Source organism: Mycobacterium paraffinicum (genome assembly GCF_025822865.1).
Lineage (GTDB): Bacteria > Actinomycetota > Actinomycetes > Mycobacteriales > Mycobacteriaceae > Mycobacterium > Mycobacterium paraffinicum.
The window spans coordinates 32737-48714 of sequence record NZ_JACKUR010000033.1; the positions used below are offsets into that span (position 1 = coordinate 32737).

Sequence of the window (15978 nt, forward strand, 5' to 3'; positions counted from 1 at the left end):
GGTCAAGGATCCGCGAGGCGTTCCGGGTGGTGATAGTCGTTGGTGCCCCGGCCGCGGCCCAATGGAGGCGGTGGTATCCATTCGGTACGCCCATTGGGTAGCTTCCTTGTGCGCCAGCCCTTTTCGATCAGCTTGTGGCGCGGGGTGCAGGCGAAGGTGAGCTTGTCGGCATCGGTCAGGCCGCCGGTGGCCCATTCGTCGAGATGGTGGACCTCGCACCAATAGCCCGGCGCGTCGCAGCCCGGGTGCGTGCAGCCGCGGTCCTTCGCATAAAGCACCACCCGCTGATCCGGTGTGGCGATTCGCCGCGTCCGGCCGAGATACAGTGGGCGGCCCGAGTGTTCGTCGAACACGGCCAAATAGTGGTAGGCGTGTCGCGCCATCCGGATCACGTCGCGCATCGGCAACACCGTTCCGCCGCCCGTGACCGCGCGCCCGGTGCCCGCCGTCAGCTCTCCCAGCTTGGTGGAGACGATGACGGTGACCGGCAATCCGTTGTGCGCCCCTAACCGTGGGTCGCCCAGCTGGCCGCGCACCAGCGCGTTGATCGCGTCATGCTGGCGCTGCGCGTGGCTGCGCGTGTCGCTGTTCGCGGAATCCTCGGCGGGTTCGCCGTCGACACAGGGCTTTTCGTCGTCCGGATTGCACATGCCGGGGGCCGCGAACCGCGCGAGCCAGGCATCGAGATTGGCCCGCAGCTCCGGCGAGGCGACCAGCTTGCCGATGCTCATCCCGTCGAGACGCTGCCCAGTCCAGGCGAAGCCGCGCTGCCGGGCGCGGTCGGTGTCGGAGAACTTCCCGTCGGGGTTGATCCGCAGGGCGCACTGATGCGCGACCTTTTGCAGCTGGTCGGGACGCAGACCCAGCGCCTGCTGGGCCAGGAAGCGCTCGGCCGCATCGATCTTCTCGGCGGGCACGGCATCCGGTAGATCGCGCACGAACGCCTGAATCACCCGCAGGTGCTGCCCGTCGAGAAGGCCGCTCCGCCACGCCACGGCGGTGGCCGGCAGCTCCGGCGGCATCTCCTGGCCGGTGAGGGTCAGGCGCGGCGAGAGCTGCTTGGCATCCCGAACTCGGCGGCAAGCGTCGGCATAGCTGATCCGCAACCAGTCGGCGATCACCTTGTGGACCGGACCGCCGACGTCGCCGGGATCCTCGTTCGCGAGGCCGGCGATCACGTCGGTGCCGACCGCGACTTGGCGCCGGTGCGAGCGCTCCATGGCTTCCAGCATTCGCAGCCGGAGTTCAGGGCGCAGCCCGTCGAAGTCCAGCCCGCGCACCGCCGCATCGGCCGCGTCCAGCGCGTCCAAGGCGGCGGCTACCTCAGGCGGCACCTCGATCGAACTCATGTTCGAACAGTATCCGGGGATTCCGGCGCCGGCCATCGCGAAAGCGGCCGCTGTGGATAAACACCCAACTGTGGATGAAGCGGCCCGGTCTAGGGTGAAGCTCATGCGGGTAGGCGTCTTGGGAGCTAAGGGCAAAGTCGGTTCGGCGATGGTGGCGGGTGTGCAGGCCGCCGAGGACTTGACGCTGTCCGCCGAGGTGGACGCCGGTGACTCGCTGAGCATGTTCACCGATTCCGGCACCGATGTGGTCATCGACTTCACCCATCCCGACGTGGTGATGGGCAATCTAGAGTTCCTGATCGGCAACGGGATTCACGCCGTCGTCGGCACCACGGGCTTCACCGCCGAACGCCTGGAGCAGGTCGAAAAGTGGTTGGCCGACAAGCCCAACACGAGCGTCCTCATCGCCCCCAACTTCGCGATCGGCGCGGTGCTGTCGATGCACTTCGCCAAGCAGGCGGCGCGCTTCTTCGAGTCGGTCGAGGTGATCGAGCTGCACCACCCGCACAAGGCCGACGCCCCGTCGGGTACGGCCGCGCGCACCGCCAAGCTGATCGCCGAAGCGCGAAAGGGCTTGCCGCCCAACCCCGATGCCACCAGCACCAGCCTGCCCGGCGCCCGCGGTGCGGACGTCGACGGCATCCCGGTGCACTCGGTGCGGCTGGCCGGGCTGGTCGCCCACCAGGAGATCTTGTTCGGCACCGAGGGTGAGACGCTCGCCATCCGCCACGACAGCTTGGACCGCACCTCGTTCGTGCCGGGCGTGCTGCTGGCGGTGCGGCGCGTCCAGGAACGGCCCGGCCTCACCGTGGGCCTCGAGCCCCTGCTCGACCTGCACTGATCCTGCAATGAACACCGCCCTGCGCACCCAGTTCCTCATCGCGTTCCTCTGCGTGGCGATGCTGGTCTACTTCGTGCTGCTGGGGCGGATGGCCGTCGCGATGATCGCCTCGGGCCGGGTGGCCGCCGTGGGCCTGGGTCTGGGGGTGCTGATCATGCCCCTGATCGGGCTGTGGGCCATGGTGGCGACCCTGCGGTCCGGGTTCGCCCACCAGAAGCTGGCCCAGTTGATCGCGGCCGACGGCATGGAGCTCGACACCAGCGCGCTGCCGCGACGGGCGTCGGGCCGCATCGAGCGGGACGCCGCCGACGCGCTGTTCGCCTCGGTGCGTACCGAAGTCGAAGACCACCCCGACGACTGGCGGCGCTGGTACCGGCTGGCCCGCGCCTACGACTACGCGGGGGACCGCAGGCGGGCGCGGGAGGCCATGAAGACGGCGCTGCAATTACAGGGCCGCCGATGAGCAAGACGCTGCTGATCGTCCACCACACGCCGTCCCCGCATTGCCACGAGATGTTCGAGGCGGTCGTCTCGGGTGCCACCGACCCCGACATCGAGGGCGTCGAGGTCCTCCGGCGCCCGGCGCTGACCGTGTCGCCGGCCGAGATGCTCGAGGCCGACGGCTACGTGTTGGGCAGCCCCGCGAACCTGGGCTACATGAGCGGGGCGCTCAAGCACGCCTTCGACTGCGCCTACTACCAGCTGCTCGACTCGACGCGCGGGCGCCCGTTCGGCTTGTACCTGCACGGCAACGAGGGCACCGAGGGCGCCGAGCGCGGCGTCATGTCGATCACCACCGGGCTCGGTTGGACGAAAGCCGCAGAGACCGTGCTGGTTTCGGGCAAGCCGGACAAGAGCGACCTACAGGCGTGCTGGGAACTCGGCGCCACGGTCGCTGCCCAGTTGATGGAATGAGCCGTCTAGGCGAAAGCCGGCTTGAATGCCTCGGCCGGCTGGGCCAGGGCCAGCGCCGAGCTGGTGCCGATCGGCCCGTGCCGGTCGAACAGGGTGGCTGCCCCGGTCGCGACGCCGGCCGTGGCGTAATGGCTTTGCGCGGCCAAGCCCAGGTATTCACCGTCGGGCAAGCGGCTCGCGGTGACGGTGTAATCGGCGTTGATGTAACGCAATCCGCCGGTGCCCCAATGGGTCAGCGAACTCGTGATGTCACCGACGAAGGCCAGGCGGGTGAACGGCGTCAGCGGGTGGCCCTGCACCATCGGGCGAAAGAGCCGCGTCCAGGCGAACTTCTGGGAATGGGACTGTTCCCACTCGCCGGCCGCGATGCCCGGGCTGCCCGCGGCGGTGGCCCCGTATCCCCAGATCAGGAACGGCATGTCGGCCGGGAAGCCCTCGGAGTCGGCCGGAAGCGGCGGCATTTCCAGGGGCGCGGACCACACCTCCCCTTCGGAATGATCCCCCCGACGCAGCAACAGCGCGGTGGCCCGCGCGACGGTGTTGCCGTTCTGCACCAGCGCCCCGTCGACGAGCTTGATCCGCCGGCCTTCCCGCTGCACCGAGGTCCGAATCTGCACCGGCTCGGGCAACGCCGGACGCAACAGGTCGACCGTGAGGCGGGCCGGCTGGAAGTCGGGTTCGATGCCGGATTGCTCTATGCCCCAACCAAGCAGGCCGCCGACGATCTGGCCGCCCATCGCCGCACCCCACGGGCCTCCGGTCAACCGGCCGGGCACGTAGCAGTCGCCGTCGACAGTGAAGAACGCCTCGGGCATGATGGCGGGATCGTCGATCGTCACCGCTATCACGATAGGACACCGGATAGTAAGGAACGGGCATGCCTGCAGTCATCGAAATTTCCCGTGAAAACAACCCGTTCCCCACGACCGGCGTGACCCGCGACGGCGACGGCGTTCCGCACTACGACGATCTACCCGCCACGCTGCTGGACATGCTGGCCGAACAGGTCGACCGGCGCCCGGACAGCGAGGCGCTGGTCGAACTCGGTGCCGGTCGGCTGACCTACCGCCAGCTGTGGGACCGCGCCGCGCGCGTCGCCGGTGGGCTGCGCGCCGCCGGGCTGCGACCCGGTGAGCGCGTCGCGGTCCGTTACCCGGCCGGCGTCGACTGGGTGCTGGCGTTCTGGGGCACCGTGATGTCCGGTGGCGTTGCGGTGGCGGTCAATACGCGCTCGGCGCAACCGGAAGTCGAGTTCGTCCTCTCCGACTCCGGGGCGACGCTGGACCTGGCGGCGGACACCCCGCTGCCCGACGGCGAGCCCTACGTGACCGAGCGACTCGGCCCCGCCGACGTGGCCGCGCTGTTCTACACCTCGGGCACTACCGGCCACCCCAAGGGGGTGCCGACCACTCACGAGGCCTTCCTGACCAACACCGAGAACGGGATCCGCTGTCTCGACCAGCCCCGGGACCTGGGCGAAGGGATGCGCACGCTCATCTCGGTGCCGCTGTTCCACGTGACCGGTTGCAACACACAGCTTTTGGCGGCGGCCCGGCTGGGCGGGGCCTCGGTGATCATGCCCGCCCTCAACCTGGACGCCTTGATCGCCACCCTGGGCGCCGAGCGCATCTCCGTGATGGTCACCGTTCCGGCGGTCTACGCATTGATGCTGCGGCAGAATGCCTTTGCCGAAGCCGACGTTTCCAGCGTCCGCTGGGTGGGTTACGGGGGCGCCCCGATCGCCCCGTCGTTGGTGCGGGCGGTGCAGGACGCCTTCCCGCAGGCCACGGTCTTCAACGGCTACGGCATGACCGAGACCTCGTCGCTGATGACGGTGCTGCCCAGCCGGGATGCCGTCGAGCATGCCGACTCGGTCGGCTACGCGGTCCCGTCCGTCGACCTCGGCCTGATTCCGTTTGGCGGCGACGAGCCGGGCGTCGGTGAGTTGGTGGTGCGCGGCGCCAACGTGACCGCCGGGTACTGGAACAGGCCGGAAGCGACCGCGGCCACCATCGTCGACGGCTGGCTGCACACCGGTGACGTGGTACGGGTCGACGACGCGGGCCGAGTGCACATCGTCGACCGGCTCAAGGACATCATCAACCGCGGCGGCGAGAACGTCTCCAGCGTCGAGGTGGAAGCCGTGCTGCTGGCGGCGCCCCAGGTGCAGGACGCGTGCGTGCTGGCGGTTCCCGACGACGTCATGGGCGAGAAGGTGGGCGCGGTGTTGTTCGGCGGTGCGGACGGGATCGACGTGCCGGCGGTGCTCGACCACTGCCGCGAGCAGCTCGCCGACTTCAAGGTGCCGCAATACGTCACCGTGGTCGACAGCGCGCTGCCGCGCAACGCGGGCGGCAAGCTGCTCAAGGGCAAACTTCGTGAACAGGTGCAGTGGGGAGAGCCGCTGCGATGAGCGCGACCGTCCTGGTGGCAAACCGCGGCGAGATCGCGCTTCGAATCATCCGCACGGCAGTCGAATTGGGCATGCGAACGGTCGCCGTCTACGCCGAAGACGGTGCCGAAAGCCCGCATGTGCATGCCGCCGACGAGGCGATCGGCCTTCCCGGCGCCGGCCCGCGGGCCTACCTGGACCAGCCCGCCATGCTGGCCGCGGCCAAGAGCTCCGGCGCGGAGCTGATCCACCCCGGGTACGGATTCCTCAGTGAGAACGCCGGATTCGCCCGCACCTGTGCCGGCGCCGGCTACGCGTTCGTGGGACCGGACGCCGACGCGCTCGAACTGGTCGGCAACAAGTCCGCCGCCCGCGGCGCCGCCGTCGCCGCCGGGCTGCCGGTGTTGCCCGCGACCGACGGGCCGAGCAGCCTCGCCGAGATCGAGGCGTTCTTCGAGGCCCGGGGCGGCGCCATCATGATCAAGGCGCTCGCCGGCGGGGGTGGGCGGGGAATGCGCACCGTGCGCAGCGCCGAACAGATCGGCAGCGCCTACCAACAGTGCGCCGCGGAGGCGCAGCTGGGCTTCGGCGACCCGGCGCTGTTCGCCGAGGCGCTGCTCGACGGCGCACGGCACATCGAGGTCCAGGTCGTCGCCGCGCCGGCGGGGCACCAAACCCGCGCGCTCGCCCTCGGCGACCGGGACTGCAGCATCCAGCGGCGTTACCAGAAGCTCGTCGAAATGGCTCCCGCCCAAGGGCTTTCCGACGCATTGCGGCGCGGCCTGCACCAGGCCGCGGTCCGGCTGTGCGCGCGGGTCGGGTTGCGGGGGCTGGCCACCGTCGAATTCCTGGTCGCCGGTGAGGAATTCGTCTTCCTCGAAGTCAACCCGAGAATCCAGGTGGAGCACACGGTCACCGAGGAGACGACCGGATTCGACCTGGTGGCCGTCCAGCTGGCGATCGCCGGGGGTGCCTCCTACTATCAGCTCGGGCTGCCGGCCGGGATCGCCTCCGACGGCAACGAAATCATCGGGGAGCCCGCGGCGCATCGCGGCATCGCCATCCAGGCCCGGGTCAACATGGAGGCGTTCGCCCCCGACCTCTCCGTTGTGCCCGCCGCCGGCACGCTCACCGCGTTCTCGCCGCCGAGCGGGCCGGGGATCCGCGTCGACACCTACGGCAGGACCGGCCTGGTCGTCAACCCGCAATACGACTCACTGCTGGCGAAGGTGGTCGCCCACGTGCACGGGTCGTCGCCGCAGGCGGCATTGCGGAAGGTCCGGACCGCGCTCGCCGAGTTCGGCATCGAGGGGGTCCGCACCAACATCGACTTCCTCGACGAGCTGTTGAACGATCCCGACGTTCAATCCGGTTGCGTGAGCACCGGTTTCGTCGACGAGAAGTTACCCGAGTTGGCTGCGGCGGCATCGTCACACCAGCACGACGTCCGCACGGCTGCGGTCGAGCTCTATCCCGGCGAGGACGTGCTGCGCGCCCAGCTGGCCGGCACGGTGGTCGAGGTGGTGCCCGAAGGCGCCGAACACCCGGCGGGCGGCCAGCTCGTCGTCCTCGAAGCGATGAAGATGCAGCATGTGCTCGTCGCGCCGGACGCGCTGCGGACCGTGCGCAATCTGGTGACGCCCGGGCAGGTCGTCGGAACTGGTGACCCGTTGCTGGTGTTCGCCCGCACCGCTGCCGATGCAAGGGGCGACTCATCGACGGCCGCAACGGATCTCGACCGGCCGCGCGCCGACCTCGACGAGGTGCGCAGGCGGCACCTGCTCACCCTCGACGAGGGCCGCGAGGCCGCGGTCGCCAAGCGGCACAAGCAGGGCCGTCGCACCGCGCGGGAGAACATCGCCGATCTGGTCGACCCCGGCAGCTTCGTCGAATACGGCGCGCTCGCCATCGCGGCGCAGCGCAGCCGGCGCTCGGAAGACGACCTCATCGCCAACACGCCGGCCGACGGCCTGGTCGCCGGCCTGGCCACCATCGGCGCGGACCGTTTCGGGCGAGCGGCGGCCGAGGCCGTCGTGGTCTCCTACGACTACACCGTGCTGGCGGGCACGCAAGGCATGCGCAACCACGCCAAGACGGACCGCGCTTTCGACCTGGCCACCCGCAACCGGCTGCCGGTGGTGCTATTCGCCGAGGGCGGCGGCGGCCGGCCGGGGGACACCGACGTCGGCGGCGTCGCCGGTCTGGACGTGCCGACCTTCCGGATGCTGGCCGCGCTGAGCGGCCGGGTGCCGCTGGTATCGATCGTCTCGGGCCGGTGCTTCGCCGGGAACGCGGCGCTGGCCGGGGTGTGCGACGTGATCATCGCGACCCCGGACGCCAACATCGGGATGGGCGGGCCAGCCATGATCGAGGGCGGCGGGCTGGGGGTTTACCCGCCGGAAGCGATCGGGCCGATCGGCGTGCAGCGGCGCAACGGCGTGGTCAGCCTGGTCGCCCGCGACGAGGCGCACGCGGTCTCGCTGGCCAAGCAGTACCTGTCGTATTTCCAGGGCCACGTGGATGATTGGGCGGCGCCCGATCCGCGGCTAGCCCGGCATGTGGTGCCGCAGAACCGGTTACGTGCCTACGACGTGCACCGGGCCATCGAGGCGATCGTCGACACAGGCTCTGTGCTGGAACTGCGCCCCGACTACGGCGTCGGCATCGTCACCGCCCTGGTCCGGGTCGAAGGGGCGGCATACGGGCTGATCGCCAACAGCACGCATCACCTCGGCGGCGCCATCGACGCGGAGGCGGCCGACAAGGCCGGCGACTTCCTCGCCCTGTGTGAATCGTTTGGGCTGCCGGTGGTTTCGCTCTGCGACACCCCGGGCTTCATGGTCGGGCCCGAGGCGGAGAAGGAGGCGGCGGTCCGGCGGTTCGGACGAATGTTCGTGCTGGGCGCGCGCATGACGGTGCCCATCGGAATGATCATCCTGCGCAAGGGCTACGGGCTCGGGGCGATGGCGATGGCCGGCGGTTCCTTCCGCGCCCCGCAGTTCACCATCGCCTGGCCGACCGGGGAGATCGGCGGGATGGGACTCGAGGGCGCCGTCCGCCTCGGGTTCAGCAAGGAGCTGGCCGCCGAAGGCGACCCGATCAGGCGCCAAGAGTTGTTCGACAAGCTGGTGGCGGCGGCCTACGAGCACGGCAAGGCGCTGCGGGCGGCCACCACATTCGAACTTGACGACGTCATCGACCCCGCGGACACCCGGGCCTGGATCGCCAGGCTCCGGGAGCCGCGAAGATCGGACTGATCAGGCGTGGCCGGAACCGCAGCCGACGCCGGGCAGGCAGCCCTGGCCGCCGGGGATTCCGCCGGGTCCGGCGTTTTGTCCGCCGGAGCCGCAGCCGACGCCCGGGACGCAGCCCTGGCCGCCGGGACCGCCGCCCGGGCCGCTGTTCTGGCCGCCCGAACCGCAGTTCCCGTTGGCGTCACAGCCCCCGCCGCTGGGATCGTCCTTGAACACCACGTGCGTGGGCGCCGCGGACTTCGCAGGTACGGAAGCCAGGGAGTCGGTTACGGCGATCGGCGCGACCGCGACTGCTGCTGCCGCAGCCCCGCCCACCACCAGTCTTTTCGTGAGGGTTAATTTCGTGGACATGCGCTTCGCATACCACGCTGACACACGTGTAAACACATCCATATAGCGAACGGTAAACCGTTGGCTTCCGCGACGGAAGGCGCAGCTTGATGACCTCACAGGATCTGACCGGCCGAACCGCGATCGTCACCGGCGCATCGCGCGGGATCGGGCTGGCGATCGCCCAACAGCTCGCGGCCGCCGGGGCCAACGTGGTGCTCACCGCCCGCAACCAGGAGGCCGCCGACGAGGCCGCGGCACAGGTAGAGGGCAACGCGCTGGGCGTCGGCGCGCACGCCGTCGACGAGGACGCCGCCCGGCGCTGCGTGGACCTCACCTGCGAGCGTTTCGGCAGCGTGGACATCCTGATCAACAACGCGGGCACCAACCCGGCGTACGGTCCGCTGATCGACCAGGACCACGCCCGCTTCACCAAGATCTTCGACGTCAACCTCTGGGCCCCGCTGCTGTGGACCTCGCTCGTCGTCAAGTCGTGGATGGGCGAGCACGGCGGTTCGATCGTCAACACCGCCTCCATCGGCGGCCTGCACCAATCGCCGGCGATGGGCATGTACAACGCCACCAAGGCCGCGCTGATCCACGTCACCAAGCAGCTGGCGCTGGAACTGTCGCCCCGGGTCCGCGTCAACGCGATCGCCCCTGGGGTGGTGCGCACCCGGTTGGCCGAGGCGCTGTGGAGGGACCACGAGGATCCGCTCGCGTCCTCGATCGCGCTCGGACGCATCGGTGAGCCCATCGACGTGGCCGCCGCCGTGGCCTTTCTGGTCTCCGACGCGGCGAGCTGGATCACCGGCGAGACGATGGTGATCGACGGCGGCCTGCTGCTCGGTGCCGCACAGGGCTTTCAGGCTCCACAGCAGGGCTAGCCATGAGCTCCGATGATCTGGCGACGGACCTGAAGGCGCGGGTGCAGGGGCTGCTGGACGAGCATGACCCGGCCACCACCGATCCGCGCGAATTCCTTGGCGCGCAGTACGACGCGGGCCTGGCCTGGGTGCACCTGCCGCACGGCTTCGGCGGGCTGGACCTGCCGCGAAAGGCCCAGGAAATCGTCGACGCCCAGCTGGCGGCCGCCGGCGCGCCGGTCGGTGGCACCGAGAAGAACTTCATCGGGATGGGTATGGCGGCGCCGACCATCGCGGCGTTCGGGACCGACGAGCAGAAGCGAAAGTTCTTGCGCCCCTTGTTCACCAGTGAGCAAGTGTATTGCCAGTTGTTCAGCGAACCCGGCGCGGGCTCGGACCTGGCCGGGTTGGCCACCCGGGCGGTCCGCGACGGCGACGACTGGATTGTCAACGGGCAGAAGGTGTGGACGTCGATGGCGCAGCACGCGCAGATGGCCATCCTGGTTGCCCGCACCGACCCGGCGGTGCCCAAACACTTTGGCCTGACGTACTTCCTGTGCGACATGACGCAGCCCGGTGTCGAGGTGCGCCCGTTGCGCCAGATAACCGGCGAGGCGGAGTTCAACGAGGTGTTCCTCACCGACGTGCGGGTGCCCGACGCGAACCGGCTCGGCCCGGTCGGCGGCGGCTGGCGGGTCGCGACCACCACGCTCAACAACGAGCGTGTCGCGATCGGTACCCGCGCCGGAACGCCGCGCGAGGGCGGGATCATCGGAAAGGTCGCCAAGGCGTGGCGGGATGACCCCGGGCTGCGCAATCCCGCGATGCACGACGAGCTGATGAAGCTGTGGGTCGACGCGGAAGTCCTTCGCCTGGCCGGCGAGCGGCTGCGGCAGCAGGCCCAGGTGGGGCAGCCCGGACCGGAAGGCGCCGGCCTGAAGGTGGCCTTCGCCAGGCTGGCGCAGTCCATTTCGGGCTTCGACATCGAGCTGCATGCCGAGGCGGGACTGCAGTACGACGACTGGACCATGCGCAGGACCGAAGTCGTGGATCTGGTCGGGCGCGAGCCCGGATACCGCTATCTGCGGGCCCGCGGCAACTCGATCGAGGGCGGCACCTCGGAGATCCTGCGCAACACCATCTCCGAGCGCATCCTCGGCCTGCCGGGGGAGCACCGCGTCGACAAAGACGTCGCCTGGAAGGACCTGGATCGGTGAGTGACCTGCTCTACTCGGACACCGAGGAGGCCCTGCGCGACAGCGTTCGGCATCTGTTCGCCGACCGCTGCCCGCCCGAATCGGTGGCCCGCGCCTATGACCCCGAACCGCGAGACTTCGCAAGCGTCTGGTGGACACTGGCCGTCGAGCTCGGGGTGGCCGGCCTGCTGGTCCCGGAGTCGCTTGGCGGGGCCGGGGCGGGCGCCCGCGAGGCCGCGGTCGTCATCGAGGAGATCGGCCGGGCCGTCGCGCCTGTGCCGTTCCTGTCCAGCGCGGTGCTGGCCACCGTTGCGCTGTTGCATGCCGGCGATACCGAGACCGTGTCCGCGCTGGCCCAGGGCGAGCTGACCGCGACGTTGGTGGTGCCGCTGTCGACCGCACCCGGGGATGCGGCCGGGGCGGTGACCGGCGGCGTGGACGGGCTCAGCGGATCGGTCACCAGCGTCGCCGGCGCCGCGCACGCCGACGTGCTGGTGGTGCCGGTTGCCGGTCCGGATGGACACGAGCTGCACACCGTCTCGCGCACCGCGGCCGGTGTGGAGGTGTCGCCTCTGCTGGCCCTCGACATGACGAGACCCCTTGCGGATGTGCGCTTTTCGGCGGTCGCCTCGTCACGCGTCGGGCCGGCCGACGGCGCGCTCACCGAGGCGCTGCGCACGGGGGCGGCCCTGCTCGCTTCCGAACAGCTCGGCATCGCCCAATGGTGTTTCCAGACCACATTGGAATATGCCAAGCAGCGCAAGCAGTTCGGCCGCGCGATCGGCTCGTACCAGGCGATCAAACACCGGTTGGCCGATCTGTGGTTCGAGGTCAGCGCCGCGACGGCGGCGGCCCGCTACGCCGCCGACACGTGTGCCCGCGGCGACGAAGACGCGGCCGTCGCGGCCGCCGTCGCCCAGGCGTATTGCAGCGGCGTCGCCGTGCATGCGGCCGAGGAGTGCGTGCAGCTGCACGGCGGCATCGGCATGACGTGGGAGTATCCCGCGCACCTTTATCTCAAGCGCGCCAAGAGCGACCAGTTGATCTTCGGCACCGCCTACCGTCACCGCGCCCGGCTGGCCGAATTGGTGGGCCTGCCGCCGAACTAGTTGGGCTCGGATTGATTTTTTCCCCGCGGCCCGCCGCGGAGGGCAAAATTCGTTATTTTGCCGCGGTATTCGCGGCGTCATGGGGATCTCCTCGCGGGTCGACGCGGGCCACGGGCCGCCCTTTCGTGCGAAGGTGTCCGTCCGCGGTGGGCGACGAGGTGGCCGACCGCACGCCGGAGGTGAAGAACGTCGGAATGCGTGTGTTGCTGTCCACCCACGATTCGCGCGGGGCGGTGGAACCGCTTGCGGCGCTCGGGGTTCAGTTGCGGGCACTGGGCGCGGAGGTTCGGGTGTGCGCGCCGCCGGACCAGGAATTCGCGGAATTGCTGGCCGGTATCGGTCTGCCGCTGGTGCCATTCGGCGATTCGTGGCGTGCGATGGCGGCCGGCCTCACGCCGTCCGAGGACGATCTCCGCCGGCACCTCGACGGGCTGGTTGCCGCGCAATTCGACCTGGTGGCCGCCGCGGCCGACGGATGTGACCTGCTGGTGGCCACCGGCTTCCCACCGGTCGCGGCGGGCGCGCGGTCGGTGGCCGAGCGCCTGGGCATTCCCTACGTCTACGTGAGCTACCAACCGACCATCCTGCCGTCGCCGCACCACCTGCCCCCGACGTATGCCGGCCAGATTCCGCCGGGGTTGATCGACAATCGGGTGCTGTGGCGGAGGGACGCCCAGCACATGAACGCGCAGTTTGGAGCGACGCTCAACGACCACCGTGCGTCACTCGGCCTGCCGCCCGTGGGCGACATCCGCGACTACGCCGTCACCGAGCGTCCATTGCTGGCGGCGGACCCCACGCTGGGCCCGTGGCCGGAGCGAAGCGGGCTCGACGTGGTCCAGACCGGGGCGTGGCTGCTGCCCGACGAACGTCCCCTCTCTGCCGACGTGGCGGAGTTCCTCGACGCCGGTCCGGCGCCGGTGTACGTGGGGTTCGGCAGCATGCCGATGCGCGCCGCGACCGACCTTTCCCGGGCGGTCGTCGAGGCCGTCCGCGCCCAGGACCGCCGGGCGATTCTCTACCGCGGCTGGTCCGGCCTGGCCCCGATAGACGACCGCGACGACTGCCTCGCCGTCGGTGAGCTCAACCACCAGGCGCTCTTCGCCCGCGTCGCCGCAGTCGTGCACCACGGCGGCGCGGGCACCACCACCACCGCCGCGCGGGCCGGCGCGCCGCAGGTGGTGCTGCCGCAGGGGGCCGATCAGCCCTATTGGGCCGGACGGGTGGCGGACCTGGGCATCGGTGTCGCGCACGGCGGTCCCGCGCCCACCGCCGAGTCGCTGGCGGCCGCGCTCGAGACGGCCCTGTCGCCGGATATCCGTGCGCGGGCGAGTGCCGTGGCCGCAAAGATCCGCACCGACGGCGCGGCGGTGGCCGCGACGCTGCTGCTGGACGGGTTAGCGCGGTAACGCGGAAGCGAAGACCTCGGTCATGGCCTGCCAGTGCCGTTCCGCCGAGGCGGGGTCGTACGGCGCGTTGTCCGGAACCGCGAACCCGTGGGCCGCCGGATACCACTCGATGGTGTGCTGCACGCCGGCTGCGGTCAGCGCCTTGTCGAGCTGCTCGGCGTGGTCGTGCGTGAAGGACGCGTCATCCTTGGCGCCGCCCACATACACCGTCGCGCGCATCCGGTCGGCCAGCAGATGCGGGCTGTCCGCCGTGTCGGTCACCAGGCCGCCGCCGTGGAAGGACGCCGCGGCGGCGACGCGCTCGGGCACCCGGCCGGCGACCACCAGGGACGTGCGGCCGCCCATGCAATAGCCACACACGCCGAAGCGCTCCCCGGACACCTCCGGCCGGGCCGACAGGTAGTCGAAGAAGGCGACGGCGTCGCCGGCCATCTTGTCCGGGGTGATGCTGCCGATCATCCCGAACAGCCGCTTGCGTTCCTTCTCGTCGGCGAACACGGTGGCCATGTCGAACGGGGCCCACTCGCCGCTGCGGTAGTACACGTCGGGAAGAAGCACGGCGTAGCCGTATCCGGCCAGTTTGGCCGCCATTTGTTCGAAGGTGTCGCGCAATCCGCCGGCGTCGGGGTACATGACCACGCCGGGCCACGGAACTTGGGATTCCGGACCATCGGGGGTGAACAGGTGGACGGTGCAGGTCCCGTCAGCGGTGGCGATGGTGTCGATGATGTTCGGCATGAAACCCGTTCTACTCCTGGCCCTGAGAGCTAGATTCTTCGGCGTCGACCCGCCGCGCCCGGCTTCGCCGCGCTCGCGATCGCCGCGGGTTTTATGGCGTCGACCCGCCGCGCCCGGCTTCGCCGCGCTCGCGATCGCCGCGGGATCTATGGCGTCGACCCGCCGCGCCCGGCTTCGCCGCGCTCGCGATCGCCGCGGGATCTATGGCGTCGACCCGCCGCGCCCGGCTTCGCCGCGCTCGCGATCGCCGCTAAGCTGGCCGCGTGCCGATCCCGACGCCCTACGAGGACCTGTTGCGCCTGGTGCTCGAGCGGGGCACGGCCAAGGCCGACCGCACCGGCACCGGGACCCGCAGCCTGTTCGGCCAGCAGTTGCGCTACGACCTGTCGGCCGGCTTCCCGCTGCTCACCACCAAGAAGGTGCATCTGAAGTCGGTCATCTACGAGTTGCTGTGGTTCCTGCGCGGCGACTCGAATGTCGCCTGGCTGCACGAGCATGGCGTCACCATCTGGGACGAATGGGCAAGCGAGACAGGCGATCTCGGGCCGATCTATGGCGTGCAGTGGCGGTCCTGGCCGACGCCGACGGGTGAGCACGTCGACCAGATCACCGCGGCGCTGGACTTGCTGCGCACCGACCCGAACTCGCGGCGCATCATCGTCTCGGCGTGGAACGTGGGGGAGATCCCGCAGATGGCGCTGCCGCCGTGTCACGCGTTCTTCCAGTTCTACGTGGCCGACGGTCGGCTCAGCTGCCAGCTGTATCAGCGCAGCGCCGACCTCTTCCTCGGTGTGCCGTTCAACATCGCCAGCTACGCGCTGCTCACCCACATGATGGCCGCCCAGGCCAACCTGTCGGTCGGTGAGTTCGTCTGGACGGGCGGCGACTGCCACATCTACGACAACCACGTCGAGCAGGTGCGCACCCAGCTCAGCCGCGACCCGCGGCCCTACCCGGAACTTGTACTGGGACACCGGGATTCGATCTTCGACTACACCTACGACGACGTCGTCGTGAAGAACTACGACCCGCACCCCGCGATCAAAGCCCCCGTCGCTGTATGACCGACCTCGGCCTGGTGTGGGCGCAGTCGACGTCGGGCATCATCGGCCGTGGTGGCGACATCCCGTGGCGAGTTCCCGAGGACCTGGCCCGCTTCAAAGAGCTGACCATCGGCCACACCGTGATCATGGGCCGGCGCACGTGGGAGTCGCTGCCTGCCAAGGTCCGGCCGCTGCCCGGTCGCAGGAATGTCGTACTCTCGCGCCGGAGGGACTTCGTGGCCGACGGCGCGGAGGTCGTCGGGTCGCTCGAGGCGGCTCTTGCCGGTTCCGAGACCGAGCCCGAGACGTGGGCGATCGGTGGCGAGCAGGTCTATCTGCTCGCGCTGCCCCACGCCACGCGGTGTGAGGTCACCGAGGTCGAAGTCGACCTGCGGCGCGACGACGACGACGCGCTGGCGCCTGTGCTCGACGACGCCTGGCTGGGTGAGACGGGGGACTGGCAGGTCAGTCGCACGGGGCTGCGGTACCGGCTGCACAGCTACCGTCGGGCATAGGCGTTGGACTCCGCGCCCGTG

The 15978-nt window shown here is 70.1% G+C and carries 15 protein-coding genes; 11 read left to right on the forward strand and 4 right to left on the reverse strand.

The genetic code is table 11. The features are described 5' to 3' along the window. Positions 1–2: 2 nt before the first annotated feature. Positions 3–1349, reverse strand: coding sequence for an HNH endonuclease signature motif containing protein (locus tag H7J89_RS22755; RefSeq protein ID WP_264046970.1), 1347 nt, complete (start codon positions 1347–1349; stop codon positions 3–5). A gap of 103 nt (positions 1350–1452) precedes the next feature. Between H7J89_RS22755 and dapB the strand changes: the two genes are divergently transcribed. From dapB to H7J89_RS22770, 3 genes are read left to right on the forward strand one after another with little or no spacing between them, the layout of a single operon-like run. Beyond that, complete coding sequence (dapB, locus tag H7J89_RS22760; protein ID WP_264046973.1) at positions 1453–2190, forward strand: 4-hydroxy-tetrahydrodipicolinate reductase; 738 nt, start codon at positions 1453–1455, stop codon at positions 2188–2190. Positions 2191–2197: 7 nt separating this feature from the next. Beyond that, positions 2198–2653, forward strand: coding sequence for a tetratricopeptide repeat protein (locus H7J89_RS22765; protein ID WP_264046975.1), 456 nt, complete (start codon positions 2198–2200; stop codon positions 2651–2653). Further along, positions 2650–3105: a flavodoxin family protein gene (locus H7J89_RS22770; RefSeq protein WP_264046977.1), complete on the forward strand. Its 456-nt coding sequence runs from the start codon at positions 2650–2652 to the stop codon at positions 3103–3105. Before H7J89_RS22765 ends, H7J89_RS22770 begins: the two co-directional genes overlap by 4 nt. A gap of 5 nt (positions 3106–3110) precedes the next feature. Here the strand turns inward: H7J89_RS22770 and H7J89_RS22775 are convergent, their stop codons facing one another. After that, positions 3111–3944, reverse strand: coding sequence for an acyl-CoA thioesterase domain-containing protein (locus tag H7J89_RS22775; protein ID WP_264046979.1), 834 nt, complete (start codon positions 3942–3944; stop codon positions 3111–3113). Positions 3945–3982: 38 nt separating this feature from the next. Between H7J89_RS22775 and H7J89_RS22780 the strand changes: the two genes are divergently transcribed. Next, on the forward strand, positions 3983–5518 hold the full coding sequence (locus tag H7J89_RS22780; RefSeq protein ID WP_264046982.1) for a class I adenylate-forming enzyme family protein: 1536 nt from the start codon (positions 3983–3985) through the stop codon (positions 5516–5518). Next, positions 5515–8754 (forward strand): acetyl-CoA carboxylase family protein, encoded by a 3240-nt coding sequence (locus tag H7J89_RS22785; protein WP_264046984.1) that lies wholly within the window; start codon positions 5515–5517, stop codon positions 8752–8754. The genes H7J89_RS22780 and H7J89_RS22785 overlap by 4 nt, the downstream gene beginning before the upstream one ends. Here H7J89_RS22785 and H7J89_RS22790 read toward each other — a convergent pair whose 3' ends face one another. Next, a complete protein-coding gene (locus H7J89_RS22790) occupies positions 8755–9102 on the reverse strand; it encodes a PE-PGRS family protein (protein ID WP_264046986.1) in 348 nt (115 codons plus the stop codon). Between the two features lie 89 nt (positions 9103–9191). Here H7J89_RS22790 and H7J89_RS22795 point away from each other — a divergent pair, with 89 nt between their 5' ends. From H7J89_RS22795 to H7J89_RS22810, 4 genes are all read left to right on the forward strand, one after another. Beyond that, positions 9192–9968, forward strand: coding sequence for an SDR family oxidoreductase (locus H7J89_RS22795; protein ID WP_264046988.1), 777 nt, complete (start codon positions 9192–9194; stop codon positions 9966–9968). Positions 9969–9970: 2 nt separating this feature from the next. Then, complete coding sequence (locus H7J89_RS22800; protein ID WP_264046991.1) at positions 9971–11164, forward strand: acyl-CoA dehydrogenase family protein; 1194 nt, start codon at positions 9971–9973, stop codon at positions 11162–11164. Beyond that, a complete protein-coding gene (locus tag H7J89_RS22805; RefSeq protein ID WP_264046994.1) occupies positions 11161–12252 on the forward strand; it encodes an acyl-CoA dehydrogenase family protein in 1092 nt (363 codons plus the stop codon). The genes H7J89_RS22800 and H7J89_RS22805 overlap by 4 nt, the downstream gene beginning before the upstream one ends. Before the next feature lie 194 nt (positions 12253–12446). Continuing rightward, on the forward strand, positions 12447–13661 hold the full coding sequence (locus tag H7J89_RS22810; protein WP_264047131.1) for a glycosyltransferase: 1215 nt from the start codon (positions 12447–12449) through the stop codon (positions 13659–13661). On the opposite strand, the gene H7J89_RS22815 is transcribed toward H7J89_RS22810, so the two are convergent. Continuing rightward, complete coding sequence (locus tag H7J89_RS22815) at positions 13650–14399, reverse strand: dienelactone hydrolase family protein (protein WP_264046996.1); 750 nt, start codon at positions 14397–14399, stop codon at positions 13650–13652. The genes H7J89_RS22810 and H7J89_RS22815 overlap by 12 nt on opposite strands. Before the next feature lie 263 nt (positions 14400–14662). Between H7J89_RS22815 and H7J89_RS22820 the strand changes: the two genes are divergently transcribed. Beyond that, the gene (locus tag H7J89_RS22820) at positions 14663–15463 is read left to right on the forward strand and encodes a thymidylate synthase (RefSeq protein ID WP_264046998.1); all 801 of its coding nucleotides are present in this window, start codon (positions 14663–14665) and stop codon (positions 15461–15463) included. Then, positions 15460–15957, forward strand: coding sequence for a dihydrofolate reductase (locus tag H7J89_RS22825; RefSeq protein WP_264047001.1), 498 nt, complete (start codon positions 15460–15462; stop codon positions 15955–15957). Before H7J89_RS22820 ends, H7J89_RS22825 begins: the two co-directional genes overlap by 4 nt. Positions 15958–15978: the final 21 nt, after the last annotated feature.